Origin of the sequence: Peptococcus simiae, from assembly GCF_046569735.1 — a bacterium.
In the GTDB taxonomy this organism is placed as follows: domain Bacteria; phylum Bacillota; class Peptococcia; order Peptococcales; family Peptococcaceae; genus Peptococcus; species Peptococcus simiae_A.
In genome coordinates this window covers 53,908-71,733 of record NZ_JBKICG010000007.1, presented here as the reverse complement: position 1 = coordinate 71,733, position 17,826 = coordinate 53,908, and the positions used below count along the sequence as shown (strand labels likewise).

General features: G+C 58.2%; 16 protein-coding genes, 1 pseudogene and 1 riboswitch. Of the genes and pseudogenes, 16 read left to right on the top strand and 1 reads right to left on the bottom strand.

The window, feature by feature from the left end:
- Positions 1–132: 132 nt before the first annotated feature.
- The 5 genes from ACLGL1_RS04400 (at position 133) to ACLGL1_RS04380 (ending at position 7,595) form a co-directional block, all read left to right on the top strand.
- Positions 133–2,085, top strand: a complete 1,953-nt coding sequence (locus tag ACLGL1_RS04400; protein ID WP_411007559.1) for an Eco57I restriction-modification methylase domain-containing protein — start codon at positions 133–135, stop codon at positions 2,083–2,085.
- Complete coding sequence (locus ACLGL1_RS04395; protein WP_411007558.1) at positions 2,086–5,394, top strand: DEAD/DEAH box helicase family protein; 3,309 nt, start codon at positions 2,086–2,088, stop codon at positions 5,392–5,394.
- Positions 5,395–5,458: 64 nt separating this feature from the next.
- On the top strand, positions 5,459–5,755 hold the full coding sequence (locus ACLGL1_RS04390) for a thioredoxin family protein (RefSeq protein WP_411007557.1): 297 nt from the start codon (positions 5,459–5,461) through the stop codon (positions 5,753–5,755).
- A gap of 155 nt (positions 5,756–5,910) precedes the next feature.
- Complete coding sequence (locus ACLGL1_RS04385) at positions 5,911–6,654, top strand: ABC transporter ATP-binding protein (RefSeq protein WP_411007556.1); 744 nt, start codon at positions 5,911–5,913, stop codon at positions 6,652–6,654.
- Entirely contained in the window at positions 6,651–7,595 is a 945-nt protein-coding gene (locus ACLGL1_RS04380; RefSeq protein WP_411007555.1) for a SufB/SufD family protein, read from the top strand. Before ACLGL1_RS04385 ends, ACLGL1_RS04380 begins: the two co-directional genes overlap by 4 nt.
- Positions 7,596–7,671: 76 nt before the next feature.
- Here ACLGL1_RS04380 and ACLGL1_RS04375 read toward each other — a convergent pair whose 3' ends face one another.
- Complete coding sequence (locus tag ACLGL1_RS04375) at positions 7,672–8,040, bottom strand: RidA family protein (RefSeq protein WP_411007554.1); 369 nt, start codon at positions 8,038–8,040, stop codon at positions 7,672–7,674.
- A gap of 93 nt (positions 8,041–8,133) precedes the next feature.
- On the opposite strand from ACLGL1_RS04375, the gene ACLGL1_RS04370 reads away from it, so the two are divergent.
- From ACLGL1_RS04370 to ACLGL1_RS04320, 11 genes and pseudogenes are all read left to right on the top strand, one after another.
- Complete coding sequence (locus ACLGL1_RS04370) at positions 8,134–8,961, top strand: hypothetical protein (protein WP_411007553.1); 828 nt, start codon at positions 8,134–8,136, stop codon at positions 8,959–8,961.
- The gene (locus tag ACLGL1_RS04365; RefSeq protein WP_411007552.1) at positions 8,961–9,332 is read left to right on the top strand and encodes a hypothetical protein; all 372 of its coding nucleotides are present in this window, start codon (positions 8,961–8,963) and stop codon (positions 9,330–9,332) included. Before ACLGL1_RS04370 ends, ACLGL1_RS04365 begins: the two co-directional genes overlap by 1 nt.
- A 4-nt stretch (positions 9,333–9,336) precedes the next feature.
- A complete protein-coding gene (gene csm3 / locus ACLGL1_RS04360; protein ID WP_411007551.1) occupies positions 9,337–10,002 on the top strand; it encodes a type III-A CRISPR-associated RAMP protein Csm3 in 666 nt (221 codons plus the stop codon).
- On the top strand, positions 9,983–10,711 hold the full coding sequence (locus ACLGL1_RS04355) for a hypothetical protein (RefSeq protein ID WP_411007550.1): 729 nt from the start codon (positions 9,983–9,985) through the stop codon (positions 10,709–10,711). Before csm3 ends, ACLGL1_RS04355 begins: the two co-directional genes overlap by 20 nt.
- A 4-nt stretch (positions 10,712–10,715) precedes the next feature.
- Complete coding sequence (gene csm5 / locus ACLGL1_RS04350; RefSeq protein ID WP_411007549.1) at positions 10,716–11,813, top strand: type III-A CRISPR-associated RAMP protein Csm5; 1,098 nt, start codon at positions 10,716–10,718, stop codon at positions 11,811–11,813.
- Between the two features lie 10 nt (positions 11,814–11,823).
- Positions 11,824–12,612 (top strand): CRISPR system precrRNA processing endoribonuclease RAMP protein Cas6, encoded by a 789-nt coding sequence (cas6, locus tag ACLGL1_RS04345; protein WP_411007548.1) that lies wholly within the window; start codon positions 11,824–11,826, stop codon positions 12,610–12,612.
- 163 nt (positions 12,613–12,775) lie between these two features.
- Positions 12,776–13,363 carry a xanthine phosphoribosyltransferase gene (locus tag ACLGL1_RS04340; RefSeq protein ID WP_411007547.1) on the top strand — a complete coding sequence of 196 codons (588 nt, stop codon included), beginning with the start codon at positions 12,776–12,778 and terminating at the stop codon, positions 13,361–13,363.
- A 37-nt stretch (positions 13,364–13,400) separates the two neighbouring features.
- Positions 13,401–13,498, top strand: a riboswitch (TPP riboswitch).
- A 61-nt stretch (positions 13,499–13,559) separates the two neighbouring features.
- The gene (locus tag ACLGL1_RS04335) at positions 13,560–14,828 is read left to right on the top strand and encodes an acetylornithine deacetylase (protein ID WP_411007546.1); all 1,269 of its coding nucleotides are present in this window, start codon (positions 13,560–13,562) and stop codon (positions 14,826–14,828) included.
- A 188-nt stretch (positions 14,829–15,016) separates the two neighbouring features.
- Positions 15,017–16,531 (top strand): annotated as a pseudogene (locus ACLGL1_RS04330) (catalase); the annotation flags it as partial.
- A gap of 308 nt (positions 16,532–16,839) precedes the next feature.
- A complete protein-coding gene (locus tag ACLGL1_RS04325) occupies positions 16,840–17,100 on the top strand; it encodes a hypothetical protein (protein ID WP_408976520.1) in 261 nt (86 codons plus the stop codon).
- Positions 17,100–17,780, top strand: coding sequence for an IMPACT family protein (locus ACLGL1_RS04320; protein WP_411007545.1), 681 nt, complete (start codon positions 17,100–17,102; stop codon positions 17,778–17,780). The genes ACLGL1_RS04325 and ACLGL1_RS04320 overlap by 1 nt, the downstream gene beginning before the upstream one ends.
- The last annotated feature ends 46 nt before the right edge of the window (positions 17,781–17,826 follow it).

Below are 17,826 nucleotides of genomic sequence, written 5' to 3'. Positions count from 1 at the left end.
GGGCTATTTTTGGATGCCCAAGGGCCCGGTTAAGGGATTCTCTATTGGAAAAGGGGCCTGGATTTGGTATCTTTATATTTATAGAAAAGGCACTTATTTGATGCCGAAAGGCAAAGGGAAGGAGGGACCGGCTTGCTCGTTGGTATTCAGGATGAACTTTTACGGCTCCACTTGGCCGGTTGGCTCAAGGGGCTCCTGGTAGATAAGACCAGCAAGGCCAATATCATCTGGGCCACAGATGCCTACCGGGACCGAGGGCCGGACTATAGCCGAGACCGGGCCATAGAAGCCCGGCTCATTACCGGGGACCAGTCAGACGTCATCAAAAACCGAGCCCGGAAGGCCATGGAGCACCAGTCTGAGCGGACCCGGAAGCACGCGGAGGTTTTTACCCCCCTCTGGGTTTGCCAGAAGATGGTCAGCGCCGGCGACCGGGAAATCCTGGGCCGGGACCCCTTCCTAGGCGATGACGCCGGCCTCAAGGCCTTCTTTGCCCCGGACCATGCCTGGCAGGCCTACATCAAGGCCCGCCGGCTGGAAATCACCTGCGGCGAAGCCCCCTTCCTGGTCCAGCGGTATGACGCCGCCAGCGGGGAAGTCATCCCCCTGGCCGACCGCCAGGGCCTCCTGGACCGGAAGCTCCGCCTGGTCAGCCTCTTTACAGACAATGAAAAAGACTGGTTTACCTGGGCCTGCCGGGCCTTTCAAGCCACCTACGGCTATGAATTCCAGGGTGACAACCTCCTCATTGCCCGGCTGAACCTCCTCATGACCCTGGAAGACGTCCTCAAGGCCCGCTGGGGCCGCCAGCCCACTGGCCAAGAGTACCGGAAAATCATCAATATCATCAGCTGGAACATCTGGCAAATGGACGGCCTCACCGGCGGCCTCCCCTTCGCCCAAGACAGCCAGGCCGACCGGCAGATAGACCTCTTTTCCTTATTTGAGACCCCGGCCACCGACCCGGCCGGCCCACCGGAAACCTGCCGGATCTACAACTGGTCAGCCGACCACAGCCTCAACTACCAAGACCTCACCCAAGGGGGGAAGACAATGAAATTTGACTTTATTATTGGCAATCCGCCTTATCAGGAAACTATTAAAAATAAAGGTGATAGACCAAACCCTATATACCATAATTTTATGGAAGAATCTTTTGATATAGCGGATGTTGTGACATTAATTACACCAGCTCGTTTTTTATTTAATGCTGGTCAAACACCCAAGAAGTGGAACGAAAAAATGCTTAAAGATCCACATTTTAAAATCGTTCACTATGAATCAGATGCAAGTAAAGTCTTCCCTGGAACTGATATCAAAGGTGGGGTAGCGATATCTATAAGGGACAATTCAAAAGAGTATGATGCAGTGGAAGTATTTAGTCCCTATGTTGAGATGAATGGTATTTTACAAAAAATATTAAAGCATCCACAGGTGACTTTTTTAGATATGATTGTAGCTTCAAGGGGGAACTATAGACTTTCACCAAAATTTTTTGAAGATTTTCCAAGTTCCAAAGATAAGTTAGGTAAAGGCACAGGCAATATGCTTGTTTCGAATTTCTTTGAAAAAATACCAGAAGCAAATATTGCTCAAGATGCAGATATGCAAGATGATATCGTTAATATACTTTGTAGAGTTGATGGTAGACGCACAAAACGTAAATTAAAAAAAGTTTATATTCAACAAAACGATTTTATTGAAGGCTATAATATTGCTTCTCCTGAGGCAAATGGAAGTGGTAAGTTTGGGGAAAAACTCGCACCAAGTGAAATCCTTTCCCCGCAAGAGGGAGCTACTGATACTTTTATAAGTATAGGAATATTTAGCACAAAGGCAGAAGCCCAGAAACTACAAAGATATATGGCTACAAAATTTTTCAGAGCTTTATTAGGCGTAAAAAAAGTTACCCAGCATTGTCCGCCGTCAGTTTGGAAATACGTCCCCCTCCAAGACTTCACCCTTCAATCAGATATCGACTGGTCCCGGTCGGTGGCGGATATTGACCGCCAGCTCTATGCTAAGTATGGGCTCTCTGAAGAAGAGGTGGCCTTTATTGAAAGCCATGTAAAGGAGATGGTCTAGGTGGCGGTCAATATCCAAAGTTTTAAGCGGGTCGTCCCTATGATTTATGCCTATACCACCCCGGGCATTCCCTACCATGAGGGCTGGACCAAGGTGGGCTATACCGAGCGGCAGGCGGTGGCGGACCGGATTAAGCAGCAGACCCAGACGGCAGGCATCCGCTGGGAGCTGGCCTGGCAGGACAATGCTATTTACAAGGACGGGTCCGGCGAGGCCTTTACCGACCATGACTTCCATGCCTACCTGGAAAAGGCGGCGATTCCCCGGGAACCGGGGACGGAGTGGTTTCAGGCAGAGGGGCCAGCCTTGCGGGGTCTCTTTTATGATTTTGCCGACCGGAAGCCCCTGGCCGCCAAGGAGAAGGCCAGCTATGTCCTCCGGGCCGAGCAGGAAAGGGCAGTGGCCCGGACCCAGGCTTATTTTGAAGGGGGCGGGCAGGCTTTTTTATGGAATGCCAAGCCCCGCTTTGGCAAGACCCTCTCGGCCTATGACTTAGTCTGCCGGATGGGCCTGGAAAAGGTCCTGGTGGTGACCAACCGGCCCAGCATTGCCAATTCCTGGGCAGAGGACTTTAATAAGTTCATCGCCTGGCAGGCGGACCTGGTCTTTGTATCGGATACGGAGGCCCTGGCCGATAAGCCCGGGGTCTTGACCCGGAAAGACTACCAAGCCCGGCTCTTGCAGGCCGATGAGGCCCCGGGGATGGTGGCCTTTGAGTCCCTCCAGGGGCTCAAGGGGTCGGTCTATTTTGGGGGCGAATTTGATAAGCTCAAGTGGATCCATGACCTGGACTTTGACCTCCTCATTGTCGATGAGGCCCATGAAGGGGTGGATACCTGGCGGACAGACCGGGCCTTTGAGCAAATCAAGCGGAAGTACACCCTCTACCTGTCCGGGACCCCCTTTAAGGCCCTGGCGGGGGACCAGTTTACAGATGAGCAGATTTATAACTGGTCTTATGCAGATGAACAGGCCGCCAAGGCCGACTGGGCAGGGGATAATAGGAACCCCTATGCCAACTTGCCCCAGCTGGAAATGTTTACCTACCAGTTGGGGCCCATGGTGACGGACCGGCTGGTCCAAGGGGCCCAGTTGGCTGATGAGGATGAGGACCGGACCGGCTATGCCTTTGACCTGAATGAATTTTTTGCAACCAATGCGGCCGGCCGCTTTATCCATGAAGATGAGGTCAAAAAATTCCTGGCCAGCCTGGTGACCAATGAAAAATACCCCTACTCCACCCCGGCCCTCCGGGCAGAACTGAGCCATACCCTCTGGCTCTTAAACCGGGTGGCCTCGGCCAAGGCCCTGGCCAAGCTCTTAAAGGAAGACCCGGTCTTTGCTGATTATGAAGTGGTCCTGGCTGCCGGCGATGGCAAGCTGGATGATGATGAGGCCACAGAAAAGGCCTATGACCGGGTCAAGAAGGCCATCCGGGACCATGACAAGACCATCACCCTCAGTGTGGGCCAGTTGACGGTAGGGGTGACCATTCCGGAATGGAGCGGGATCCTCATGCTCTGCAACCTGCAGAGCCCGGCCTCCTATATGCAGGCCGCCTTCCGGGTGCAAAACCCCTGTATGATGAGCCGGGATGGGGAAAAATTCCGGAAGGAGCGGGCCTATGTCTTTGACTTTGACCCGGCCCGGACCCTGATTATCTTTGATGAATTTGCCAATAACCTGTCGCCGGATACCGCCGGGGGCAAGGGGACCGGCGAGGACCGGAAGGCCAATATCCGGCGGCTGCTGAACTTTTTCCCGGTGATCGGGGAGGACAGGGAAGGAAAAATGGTGGCCCTGGATGCGGCCGAAGTCCTCTCTATCCCCCGCCGGCTGAAGAGCCAAGAGGTGGTCCGCCGGGGCTTTATGTCCAACTTCCTCTTTCAAAATATCGGGCATATCTTCGGGGCCCCGGGGGTTGTCCGTGAGATTGTTGAAAAAATAGACCCGGCCCATGAGGACCTGAAAAAGCGGGATGCCGGCCACCTGGACCATATTGATGAGGTGCCGGTAGATGAGCGTGGGGAAGTGTCCATTCCCCAAGAGCGGGTCATCGGGAAGGCCGGGGACATCTTCGGGCCTAAGGTCTACGAGACCCTCCAGGAAGACCTGGCCGAGGCGGTCAGTCAGGTCAGTGTCCAAGAAAAGGGGGCGGCCTATGGCCTGGGCCAATCCATGGCCAACCTGGCGACAGCGGTAAAAGACCAGGTTAAGACCAAGCTGGTGACCCCGACCGCAGAGGCCTACCAAATGACCAAGAAGGCTGAAAACCGGCTCATTAAGGATACGGAAAAGGAAATTGACCGGTCCTTTAACCGCTTGCAGGAGGACTACAAGTACCAGACCAAGCTGGCCCAGACCAAGTATAAGCAAGAGCAGGCGGCGGCTGAAACGCCGGAAGCCATGGCTGCAGCGGAAAAAAGCTACCGGGCCGACCTGGCAGAGGCCCTGAAGCATGTCCAGGCGGCGACGGAAAAGGTAGTAGAGGAGATTATCCAAAAGAAGCCTGCTGAGCTGGTGCAAAAGCAGGAAGAACTGGTGGCCGAGGCGGAGAAAAAATCCGTTGAAGACTCGGTCCGGGCCCACCTGCGGGGCTTTTCCCGGACCATTCCCAGCTTTGTCATGGCCTATGGGGACCAGGACCTGACCCTGCAAAATTTTGATGACTATACTGAGGATGATGTCTTCCAGGAGGTGACCGGGATCAGCGAGGCAGACTTCCGTTTTTTACGGGATGGGGGCAGCTACATTGATCCGGAAACCGGCCGCGAGGAAACCTTTGCCGGCCAGCTCTTTGATGAAACGGTCTTTAATGACAGCATCCGGGCCTTTTTAGAGAAGAAGGCCGAGCTGGCCAATTACTTTGATGAGGACCTGGAAGAGGATATCTTTGACTACATTCCGCCGCAAAAGACCAACCAGATCTTTACGCCCCGCTGGGTGGTGGCCAAGATGGTGGACGCCCTGGAGGCGGAAAACCCGGGCTGCTTTGATGACCCGACCAAGACCTTTGCGGACTTGTATATGAAGTCGGGCCTCTATATTACGGAAATTGTCAAGCGGCTCTTCCGGTCGGAAGGGCTCAAGGCGGCCTTCCCGGATGAGGGTGACCGGATCCGCCATATCCTGGAAAAGCAGGTCTACGGGATGGCCCCGACCCGGATCATCTACCTGATTGCGACCAATTATATTTTGGGCTTTGATGAAGGGCTCAAGGCAAGGACCGGGAACTTTGTCCAGGCTGACGCTGCTGAAGCGGCCAAGACGGGCCAATTGCAGGCCTTAGTGGACCGGTATTTTGGGTAAAGCTTTTAATAGACAGATTACGCCGACTGCTGAGTCGGCGTTTTTTACTAGAGGAGGGGTTTGGATGGAGACGGTGGCTTTTAGTGAGGACTACCGGGAGGGGACGGTTCTGCTCTTTTTTGCGGGGGAGGACTGTGGCCTTTGTAACGGGATGCGGATGAAGACGGAGCGGGTTTTGGCGGACCGAGACCTGCGGCTTATGGTGGTGGACTTGGCGGCGGTGCCCCAGCTGCGGGGGACTTTTGGGGTCTTTTCCTTTCCGACCCTCCTGCTTTTGCAGGATGGGCGGGAGCTGGTGCGGACGGCGGGCTTTTTTGACTTTGCTCCACTGGAGAAGACCTTGGACGCTTTAGGCTTCTAAGGGAAATTGTCTGTCAATTCAAGGGATGGTTTTCTCAGATTGCTGTAATATTATGACTATCTTTCTAAGTCTATGAAAAATCTGAAAACATGATATTCTATAGGGTAGACAAGACGATCAGGTTGTCATGTATATGGAGTGACGGAGGATTAATTATGTTAGAACTGCAAAATATTGGCTTTGGGGTGCCGGGTAAGGCGGACATCTTAAAAAATATTAACTTAGCCATCGAAACCGGCGAAACGGTGGTGGTGACCGGGCCGAACGGAGGCGGAAAGACCTCTCTGGCTAAGGTCATTGCCGGGGTTGCTGAGGCGACGAGTGGCCGGATTATTTTAGATGGCGAAGACATCAGTGACTTGAATATTACAGACCGGGCGCGGACAGGGATTGCCTATGCCTTCCAGCAGCCGGTGCGCTTTAAGGGCTTGCGGACCCGGGACCTGTTAAACCTGTCTGCCGGCCGCGAATTGAGTGAGGAAGAGCTGGCGGACCTCTTGCGCCGGGTGGGCCTCCAGGCCAAGGAATATGTGGACCGGAGTGTGGATACCAAGCTTTCCGGCGGGGAGATCAAGCGGATTGAGATTGCCGGGGTGATGGCCCGGGATGCCAAGCTCTTCGTCTTTGACGAGCCGGAGGCGGGCATTGACTTGTGGAGCTTTAATAGCTTGATTGATGTCTTTAACGACTTGCGGGAAAGCCGCCGGCAATCGACGGTGATTATTTCCCACCAGGAGCGGATTCTGGAAATTGCAGACCGGATTGCGGTCATTGTCAAAGGGGAGTTGGCGGCTTTCGGGCCGACGGCAGAGATCCTTCCCCGCCTGGCCCATGGGCCGGAATGCCGGTCCTGCAGTGAAACATGCCTGGTCAATCATGAAGGAGAAGAAGTGCAATGAGTTTCCAACCGGTTAATCCGATTACCAAAGATTTATTAAATATCGTATCTGACTGGCAGGCCTTCCCGGAAGGGGCTGCCTACAATATCCGCCAGGACTCCCAGTGTGCGGGCCGGCGGTCAACGGAAAATATTGAAATTCGGCCCAAAACCGGGGGCAGTGGCCTGGACATCATTGTCAAGGCCGGGACCAAGGGAGAATCCTGCTATATTCCGGCCTGTATCACTAAAAATGATGTGGATGACCTGGTCTATAATGACTTTTACATTGGTGAAGGGGCTGATGTGACCATCGTGGCCGGCTGTGGGGTCCATACGGATGGTGACGGGGAAAGCCGACACAATGGGATCCACCGCTTTTTTATGGAGAAGAACAGCAAGGCCCTTTACCTGGAAAAACACTATGGCAGCGGGGATGCCTCGGTAGAGGCGGCCCGGCGGATTATTGACCCGGAAACCCAGTGTGAGCTGGCGGAAGGGGCCTACCTGGAGATGGACACCTCCCAGTTGGAGGGGATTGCCCATACCCACCGGAAGACTTCTGCCAAGCTGGAAGCCGGGGCCCGGCTGGTGATCAAGGAAAATATCCTGACCGAGGCGGATAGCAAGGCCAGCACCGATTTTTATGTGGAATTAAACGGCGATGGCTGCGGGGTGGACCTGGTCAGCCGGTCGGTGGCCAAGGATGACAGTCACCAGGAATACCATTCGGTCATTGTGGGCAATGCGCCCTCTACCGGCCATTCGGAATGTGATGCCATCATCGTAGGCAATGGCAAGGTAGACGCCCTGCCGGAGCTCCGGGCCAATAATGGCGATGCCATGCTGATACACGAGGCGGCCATTGGGAAGATTGCCGGCGAGCAGATTATCAAGTTGCAGACCCTGGGCCTGACGGAAGAAGAAGCGGAAGCCCGGATTATTGAAGGCTTTTTAAGCTAGAATTGTGTATAAAAAAACAGGTGCGCAATGAAGGCACCTGTTTTTTGCTATTCGCTTATATTCGGGTATACTTAGCTTAAGAGAGGTCGGCGATGACTTCGATTTCCAAGACGGCATCCTTGGGCAGGCGGGCCACTTGGACGCAGGCCCGGGCCGGCTTATGGTCGCCAAAGAAGGCGGCATAGGCGGTGTTGATGGTGTCAAAGTCGTCCATGTTCCGGACAAAGATATTGACCTTGGCGAAGGATGTCTTTTGGCCGCCGGCGGCTTGGACAATGGCTAAGAGGTTGTCCAGGGCGGCGGTGGTTGCCTGGGCCGGGTCATCGATGAGTTGGCCGTCTTTGAGGGGCAATTGGCCGCTGACGAAGACCAGGTGACCGACTTGGACAGCCTGGGAGTAGGGGCCGAGGACCGCCGGGGCGGCATCGCTGTGGATAAAGTTCATGGGAAGTCCTCCTTAATCATTGGTTTCGTTTATTGTAGCACAAAAGAGGCTGCTGACAAGCAGCTGGATGACAGATAAGAAAGAGGTGGCTTGATGGCTGAGACATGGTTGGCAATGGCCCTTTTGCCTACAGAAGATGTGCCCCGACCGGACTTGCCGGCCCTGCCGCCGGCGCTTGCGCCGGCCGGCCGGATCTGCCGGCAGGAGCGGGGGCTGGTGGTGATGGTGGTCCCCGGACCGGTTGAGGAAGACCGGGCGGCCCAGCTGGCCCTGGCCCAAGAAACAGGCGGGGCAGGGGTCCTCCGCTATGCCCAGGGGGCGGATAAGGCCAGCCTCCTGGCGGAGATGGCCAGGGCCTTTGCCCTTCCCCGGGGGCTGACCGGCGACGAAGCGGCTTGTCTTGACCAGCCGCCTCGAGGCGAGGCCGGGCCGGGGCCCCTCTATGCCCTGACGGTGACCAGCCCGGCCCGGCAGGCGGACCTCTTGGCCGGGGCCGGCCCCTATGCCGGGGAGGGGTTGGTCTATAGCCGGGCAGAGCTGGGGCCGCAAGCGGCCCTGCCGGCCCTGGCCCGGGCAGTGGCTGCCGGGAACCGCTTTAGCCTGAACCGCTGGCCTGGGGCCTTTAGCGACCTGGCCGGGCATGACCTCTGTCTCTTTGGCCGGGGACTCTCCTTTGCCCAGGGGGCAGGGGTCCTGGCAGATGCCCGGGCCCTGGCCAAGGAGGGGCAGGCCTTTCTCCAGCCCTTTGTCGGTTGGTTGGACCGCAACCAAGGCCGGCCCGGCCTTGCGGACCTGGCCCTTTTTATGGAAAAAACACCGGTGGGGGCGGCAACTGCCCGGCACCTGTACAGCCGGGCCCTGGACCAGGGCAACCTAACCCTGACCCAGTTGGCCCTGGCCCTAGTGGGAGGTAAAAGATAATGGCTGTATTTGACCAAATAGATGACCTACAAGAGGCGGCCCGGCAGGTGGTTTTTGACCTGGCCCAGGCCGGCGAATTGCCAACGGAGGCGGACATCCGCCCCTTCCGGGCGGCCTGGATGGAGTGGGCCCAGGCGGTCCGGTTTGCTGATGAGGCGGGCCTGGCCCCCTATGAGGCCCGGCTGGCCCTGGCTCTGACCTATCCGGACCAGACCGGTGACCTGGGCCAGCTCATTGACCGGGCCGGCCTGGTCCGGGCTCTGGCTGAGGCGGCCGGGGATGGGGAAAAACGCCGCCAGCTGGCTGCTTATGGGGAACACTTACTGGCCTGGCACCATGCGGTGGCCGGGCAGATGACCGGAGGGAGGTAATCCTGTGTATGGAAAATTAATTATTGAAGGTGAATTGGAGGCCCTCACCGGCTTACATATCGGGGCCGGCCCCTCTTTGGGACCGACTGCCGCTGACCTGCCGGTGGTCCGGGACCACCAGGGCCGGCCCTATGTGCCCGGGTCCAGTCTTAAGGGCAAGTGGCGCACCCTCCTGGCCCGGGCCCTGGCCCAGCGCTGGATTGTCAACGACCCCGGTCACGATGCGGAAGAGGTCATCCGCCTCTTTGGGGCCCCGGCCATTGAGGGGCAGGCAGCCCGACCGGGCCGGCTCATTGTTTGCGATGCCCCCCTCCTCGCCAGTCCCGGGGACTTTTTAGCAACGGAAATCAAGCAGGAGGTGGCCATTGACCGGGCCACAGCTGAGGCTCGGGTCCGGAGCCTGGAGCGGGTGGTGCCCGGCAGCCGCTTTGCCCTGCGGATTATTTATACCGCCGGCGAGGCGGCAGAAGCCGGAGCAGACCTGCAAAACCTGGCCGGGGCCATGGAGCTCCTGACCATGGATAGCCTGGGCGGCCATGGGAGCCGGGGCAGTGGCCGGGTGGCCTTCCGGGATATGAAGGTCCGCCTGGGCTATGGGGATGCCTTTGATGACCGGGACCTGGCCTTCTTGAATAACGAGGTGTTCCGCGATGACGCCCTTAATCTCTAAGTGGACTTTTTCCGGCCCCTGGCGGACCTGGGCCTGGGATCCGGGACGGGCTGAGCCGGCCATTGGGGCAGATAGCCTCTTGCAGGCCCTGGCCTCAGTCGTGGAGGCGGACCTGCCCCTTGAGGGGGTCCGGTTTTCTGATGCCCTCCCCTTTGACGAGACCGGCTTTTACCTGCCGGCTCTGCCGGACGGGCCGGGCCTGTATGAAAGGCCTGATGGCCAGCCGGCGGCCCTGACCGGTTGGCAGGGGGTCCGCTTTCTCCAGGGCCGGCCTCAGGCCTATTGCCAGGCCCCCGCAGGAGGGGGCCTCTATATTCTGATGACGGTTGCTGAAGGGGACAGGCCGGCCTGGGATGATGCCTGGTTCCGGCTTAGCCTGGCCGGGCTTGGCGCCCGGCGGAGCTTGGGCTGGGGGCAGTTTCGACCCGGCCCCCTCCGGGCCCTGGATATAGAAGGATCAGCGGCTGAAAGGGCCCTGGCCCGGGCCCTGACCCCGGAAGAAGGGGTCGGCCGCCTGCTCAGTACGGTCCAAGGGGCCGGCCTGCCTGCTGAGGCCGGCTTGTCGGTCCGGCCCCTCTGGCGAGGGACCCAGGACCATCCCGATGGTCCTCGTCTTTACTGGCAGGCCGGGTCCCGGGTGGTGACCGGACCGGTTTATACCGTTGGCTACTTGCAGGAGGCGCCTATTGGTGCCATCTTAGGGAGGTGAGGCAATGGAAAGGATGAAACGGTTGGGCTTTTTAGAAGTCCATGAACTCTTTTTGGAAACCGGTGGCCCCCTTTATATTGCTGGTGGCCGCCCCCTGGACCGGCGCCACTGGCTGGGCCGGCCTGAGGGCCTGGCCCTGATTGATGAAGGGGCTCTGGGCCGGCAACTCCTCGCCACCGGCCTCCTCGAGGCCTGGCAGGGGCACCTGGCCGCTGGCGGGTCGGCAGATGCTTTCCTGGCCAGCCATCCTGACCTGGGGCCGGCAGCCGACCTGATCAAGCGGGTCCTGCCGGTTGATAGGGGTGCGGCGGTCCACCGGGTCCATCCCTTTTTACGAAACCCGGCCGGCCGGCCCTATGTGCCGGGTACGACCCTCAAGGGGGCCTTGCGCCAGGTCCTCCTGGTCTACTTCCTCAATGAAATGCCGGAAGTGGATAAGGAAGGTTGGCGAAGCCGGCTCCGGCAGGCCTATACCGATGGGGACCGGTCGGCCTTTTCGGCCGGGATGCAGGCCCTCCAGGTGGACATTTTGCACAAGCTCCACCTCCATACCGCTGAGGTCGCCTCCAGCCTCAATGACCTGATGCGGGCCTTTTCCGTATCGGATAGTGACCCCTTGGGGACCGGGGACACGGTAGCCGTTCGCCGGCGCTTGGTCCACCGGGAGGGGGTCCTCAATGCTCCCGACATCTACGAAGTTCCGCCACCGGGCACCCGGATCCGCTTTACCCTGCGGATTGACATTCCTCTGATGAACCGGGGTGGCCTGATGCTTACTGTTCTCAATGAGGCCCTCCAGCTGGCCCAGCTCATGCAGGAGCGGGTCTTTTGGGAGAAAATCCCCACCCCTGACCGGGCCCCGGTAGACCTCCGGGACCTTTACCTTTACCTGGGGGGCGGTAGCGGTTTCGTGAACAAGAGCCTGGTCTACGCCCTCTTTGACGATGCGGAGGCCCGGGACCTGACCAATGCCCTCTTGGCGGCTGAACCGACCTATGACCCGGCCCTGGGCCAGGTGGTGGCCCCCTATATGCGGCCGACCATCCTGGCAGAAGGCCTGTCCTACGACTGGGGCAAGTGCCGGATCACCATTCACTATTAAAGGAGGCCCTATGCAACGGTTTACCTATGCCCTGGCAGCCACAGACCTGCCCAAGGGCTTTGGCTACCAGCTTTACGGGGCCCTGAATGCCCTGGCCGGTGACCCCTTGGCCGGCAGTTGGCATGAGGCCCGCCACCCCCGGGTCAGCCAGCACCTCTACTGGGCCGACGGGACCTTTTACTGGCGGGTGGCCCTCTGGGAGGACCTGGCCGTGTCTGACCACCTGGCCGCCGCTGAAGCCGACCTGGCTGACCGCCTGGCCGGCCTGGACCGGCTGACCGTGGCCGGGCGGGCCTTTGCCCTTGAAGGCCTGGCCCATGAGGCCCTGCCCCTGGAAGCCCTCCTCCGCCACCACCTGGCGGACCAGGCCCCACCGGACCGGTTAAACCTGGTCCTTCGGTCGCCCCTGGCCTTTAAGCGCCGGGGCCACTTCGACCCCCTGCCCCGGCCGGACCTCCTAGTCCAGTCCCTGGTCAACCGCTGGGGGACGGTGCTGGAAGCCAATATCGACCGGATGGAGACCTACCGGACCCTGGCTGATGACCAGCTCTGGCCGGCCCGGCTCCGCCTGCGGACCACTGCCGTACCCATCAAGGGCAGCCATATTCCCGGTAGCCTGGGTGAGGTCCAGCTGATCCTCCGGGCCGGCGATCCCCTACAGCGGTTTTTGGCCCTTCTCTTTGCCCTGGGCGAATGGAGTGGGGTGGGGGTTAAGACGGCCCTGGGCATGGGTGGATTGGACGTGACCTCTCCGGGCTGGACAAGTCTGCCGGCCAGTGCTATGATAAGAACAACCTAAGGAGACGACCGAAAAATCATTCTTTTTCTGTCTCTCAGACCTTTATAAGACCCCAAAGGGGACCTGGCGTCATCAGAACCGGCCGGTTTGATGACGCTTTTATTATTGGCGCCGGCCGGCTTGTCGGACGAGGGTGTGGATAGACAGACGAAGGGGAGCGAGGATGTCTTACTTAAAGGATAAAATCATCAAGGAAGGCCAGATCCTGCCGAATAACGTTTTGAAAATCGATAGTTTTCTCAACCAGCAAATTGACCCGACGGTCATGAAGGCCATTGAAGAAGAGCTTTATAGCTATTTTAAGGACCATGGGGTGACCAAGGTCCTGACCATTGAGGCCTCGGGGATTGCCCCGGCCATTATGGTGGCGGCCCACTTTGATGTGCCCATGCTCTTTGCCAAAAAGGCCCTGCCCTCTACCCTGGCCGGAGATGGGGTCTACCAGGTATCGGTCCATTCCTATACAAAAAACACCAATTACCGGGTGACCGTATCCAAGCAGTATCTGAGCCCGGCTGACCGGGTTTTGATTATTGATGACTTCCTGGCCAATGGTGATGCGGCCATGGGCCTCATGGACCTGGTCGGCCAGGCCGGGGCAACCGTTGCCGGGGTGGGCATCTGCGTGGAGAAAAGTTTCCAGGCCGGTCGGAGCCGGCTGGAGGCGGCCGGGGTGGATGTCTATTCAGTGGTGCGGATTGCCGCCATTGATGGCGAGACCAATACCATTTCCTTTGCCCCGGGCCACTGATAATGCCCCTTGCCAGGGCCTTGGATAAAAGCTATACTAGACTTAGCTCGGGAGCTATAGGCTGAGAGGCGGGAGGACCGCGACCGATTAACCCAAGCCGGATAATGCCGGCTGGGGAGAAAAATGTCTACCAGCATTCGACCGACAGTCGGATGCTTTTTTATTGCTTGACAGGATAGCTAGAAAGAAGGCACTTATGAATAAGACAGACCTATGGGCGGCTATTGAGGACCGCCAGGACGAGCTTCTGCAACTTTTAGACCGGCTCATTCGCTTTGAGACGGTGAGCCCACCGGCCCGGAATACCGAGGCCATCCAGACCTTTATTAAGGACTACCTGGAGGCCATCGGCTTTACGGTGGATATGTGGCCCTTTTACGAAAAAGACCGGCTCCTGGTGGCCCGGAAAAAGGGCCAGGCCTCAGCCAGCCACCATGACCTGATTATAAACGGCCATGTGGACGTGGCCCCGGTCGGCGACCCGGCCAACTGGACCTACCCGCCCTTTGTCCTTACAGAGGCCGACGGCCGCCTCTATGGCCGGGGGACCTCGGACATGAAGGGGGGGATTGCTGCCGACCTCTTTTTACTAAAAGTCCTCCATGATGAGGGGATTGCCCTCCAGGGGGACCTGGTTTTCCAGGCCGCTGTCGGGGAGGAGTCCGGTGAGGCCGGGACCCGGGAAATGCTGGAGAAGGGCTATACCGCTGACTACGCCATCGTCAACGACACCTCGGCCCTGGAAATGCAGGGCCAGGGCGGGGTCATCACCGGCTGGATTACCGTCCGGGGCAACAAGACCTTCCATGACGGCAACCGCTGCAGCCTGATCCATGCCGGTGGGGGTCTGGAAGGCTTTAGCGCCATTGAGAAGATGGTCCTCATTATCCAGGGCCTGCAAGAGTTGGAACGCTACTGGGCTGTCACCCGGCAGTATCCGGGCTTTACCCCGGGGACCAATACCATTAACCCGGCCTATATCGAAGGCGGGACCAACCCGGCCTTTATCGCTGACGAATGCAAGCTCTGGATCACCGTCCACTTCTACCCGGATGAGGATGTTCGGGCCATTACCGCTGAAATCGATGCCCATATCGCCGCCATTGCCGCAGCTGACCCCTGGCTCCGGGCCCATCCGCCGACCATCAGCTGGGGCGGCCGGTCTATGGTAGAGGACAAGGGAGAAATCTTTCCCTCCCTGGACCTGGACCAGGACCACCCGGCCTTTAAACAACTGGTCGGGGCCTATGAAGCCGTCTGCCAGGCGGCCCCCAAGGTGACCATGTCCCAGACCGTCACCGATGCCGGCTGGTTCACCCCCTTTAAGATTCCGGCCGTTTGCTTTGGCCCCGGTGACCTGGAAGAGGCCCATTCTCAAAATGAATCAGCCGATAAGGCGGAGCTGGTCCGCTTTACCAAGGTTATGGCCGCCTTTATCTTGGACTGGTGCAATACCCCCTGTTAGATATAGATCAAAGACCCGGTGCTCTGGCGCCGGGTCTTTGATTTGTCAGTCAGTCTAGGTTGCCATCCATATCCGGAAATAAGAACAAAGGAAGAAACCGGCGTTTCTCTGGCTAGGCGTCAGGGTATCTAGTAAGAGACGAGATTACTCAAGGATCACGCTGAATTATCGGCGGAAAGGAGCATATAATGGACAACCCCATGGATAAAAACGGCTTAGGCGAAGGCTTACCGAGTCGCAATAATTGCGTCGGTGATGACCCCTCCCTAAAGACAGCTGCCGGGGCACCGGTGGCCACCAATAAAGACGTCATGACCGTAGGCCCCCGGGGCCCGATGGTCTTACAGGACGTTTGGCTCATGGAAAAACTGGCCCACTTTGACCGGGAGGTCATTCCCGAACGGCGGATGCACGCCAAGGGGTCCGGCGCCTTTGGGACCTTTACCGTGACCCACGATATCACCCAGTACACCTGCGCCTCTATTTTTTCCGACATCGGGAAGAAGACCGAGATGTTTGCCCGGTTTTCAACTGTTGCCGGTGAGCGCGGGGCAGCTGATGCTGAACGGGATATCCGTGGCTTTGCCCTGAAATTTTACACAGACGAAGGCAACTGGGACATGGTCGGTAACAATACGCCGGTCTTCTTCTTCCGGGACCCCCTTAAATTCCCGGAACTGAACCACGCCGTTAAGCGCGACCCCCGGACCAACTTACGGTCTCCCAATACCAACTGGGACTTCTGGAGCTCCCTGCCGGAATCCCTCCACCAGGTCACCGTCATCATGGGCGACCGGGGCATCCCCCTTTCCTTCCGCTTCATGCACGGCTTTTCCAGCCACACCTACAGCTTGATCAATAAGGAAGGCACCCGGGTTTGGGTGAAATTCCACTTCCGGTCCCAGCAGGGGATTAAAAACCTCACCGACCAGGAGGCTGAAAAGGTGGTCGGCCAAGACCGGGAAAGCAGCCAGCGGGACCTTTACACCGCCATTGAAAAGGGGATGTACCCCAAGTGGAAGATGTACATCCAGGTCATGACCGAAGACCAGGCCAAGAAAATGCCCTATAACCCCTTTGACCTGACCAAGGTCTGGTATAAGAAGGACTTCCCCCTGATCCCGGTCGGTGAGTTCGAACTCAACCGGAACCCGGAAAACTACTTTGCCGACGTTGAGCAGGCCGCCTTTACCCCGGCCAACGTGGTCCCGGGTATCAGTTTCTCTCCGGATAAGATGCTCCAGGCCCGGCTCTTCTCCTATGGCGACGCCCAGCGCTACCGCCTGGGGGTCAACCACCACCAGATTCCGGTCAACCAGCCCCGGGGCGTCAAAAACCCCCACAGCTACCACCGGGATGGGCAGATGCGGGTAGATGGGAACCTGGGCAGTGAACTCCACGTCGAGCCCAATAGCTATGGTCAGTTCACCGACCATCCGGACCTCATTCCTCCCCTGCAGGAAGCCGACGGGGCCATCGGCCACTATGACTTCCGGGAGGATGACAGCGACTACTTCACCCAACCGGGCATGCTCTTCCGGGCTATGACCCCTGACCAGCAGCAGGTCCTCTTTGAAAACACCGCCCGGAATATGGGCGACTCTACCCTGCAAATCAAGCACCGGTGGATCAACTATTGCTACCAGGCTGACCCGGCCTATGGGCAAGGGGTTGCCGATGCCCTGGGCATTGACCTGGCTGACGTAGACCTCAACCTGCCCGCTCGCGACTCTCGGGAAGGGAACGATGCGGCCAACCAGGCCCATCCGGAACTGGACCAACCGACCAAGGGTAAGCCGACAGAAGACCATGAAATTGACACCAATGGCCCGGATTATATTGATCCGGAAGATGACCCCTGGTTGTTATAAAAAGACCGTAAAGCGTTCGGCCCCGGCCGGGCGCTTTCCTTTTGGCCAAGTGCTGCCCAGGGGCTAACCAAGCCCCGACCAATATGCTATAATGACAACAAAGCCAATGATGCAAAAGACCTATTTTAAGGAGGACGATTATGACCCATACAACCGGAACCCGGGTGGTTTTTGCCGATAGCCAGGAAGAGGCTAAGAAAGAATACGAAGCCCTGGGTGTTCAGCCTGAACACGATGCCCAGGCCAAGATGGACATCTGCAAGTGCAGCGAAGAAGAGGACTTTGATTTTGATTCCCCCTTTAACCTCATTGGGGAAGTCTCCCTTTCACCGGAATATATGGAGCTTGTCAATAAGGACCCCCAACGGGCCTATGTCATCTACTACCTGGAAGAGGCCTAATGGATCCCTATGATAGCCGGGCACCGGAGGCCTTTCGGAGCCTGGTCCGGCCCGGTGATATTGATCTGGAAATTGACCGGTCCCGCTTTCTGGGCCTGGCCCGGCAGGTGGCCTCGGAAGAAGAGGCCCAGGCTTTTTTAGCCGAGGTCCGCAGTGACCACCCCACAGCCACCCATGTGGTCTGGGCCTGGATCATTGGTCCCGGGGGCCTGCAAATGCGTGCCTCTGATGACGGTGAGCCCCAGGGCACAGCCGGGGTCCCGACCCTGGAAGTCTTGAAAAAAGAAGGCCTTTCCGATGTGGTCGTAGCCACGGTCCGCTACTTTGGCGGGGTCAAGTTGGGGGCCGGTGGCCTTATCCGGGCCTATACCCGGGCTGCAGCCGAAGCCGTCCAGGCCGGTGGGCCCACCAGCATGGTCCGGCAAAAGGCCGTCACCCTGACGGTCCCTTATCCCCATGAGGGCCGACTGACCTACCAATTCAATGACCACCACTGGCCGGTGGAAAAGACCTTTGATGAAGCGGTCCACTATCATTTCTTTGTCCCGGAAAAGCTGGAGGCAGCAGCCACTGCCTGGCTTTTAGGCCTTACCGGCGGCGATGCCCGCCTGGCCTGGGGTGACCTGACCTATGCCCCCCTGCCGGATGACCTGGACCTGTCTTTTTTGACTGAAGCATAGCTGATGACCGTCTGGCGGCCCTAGGGCTGCTGGGCGGTTTTTAGTC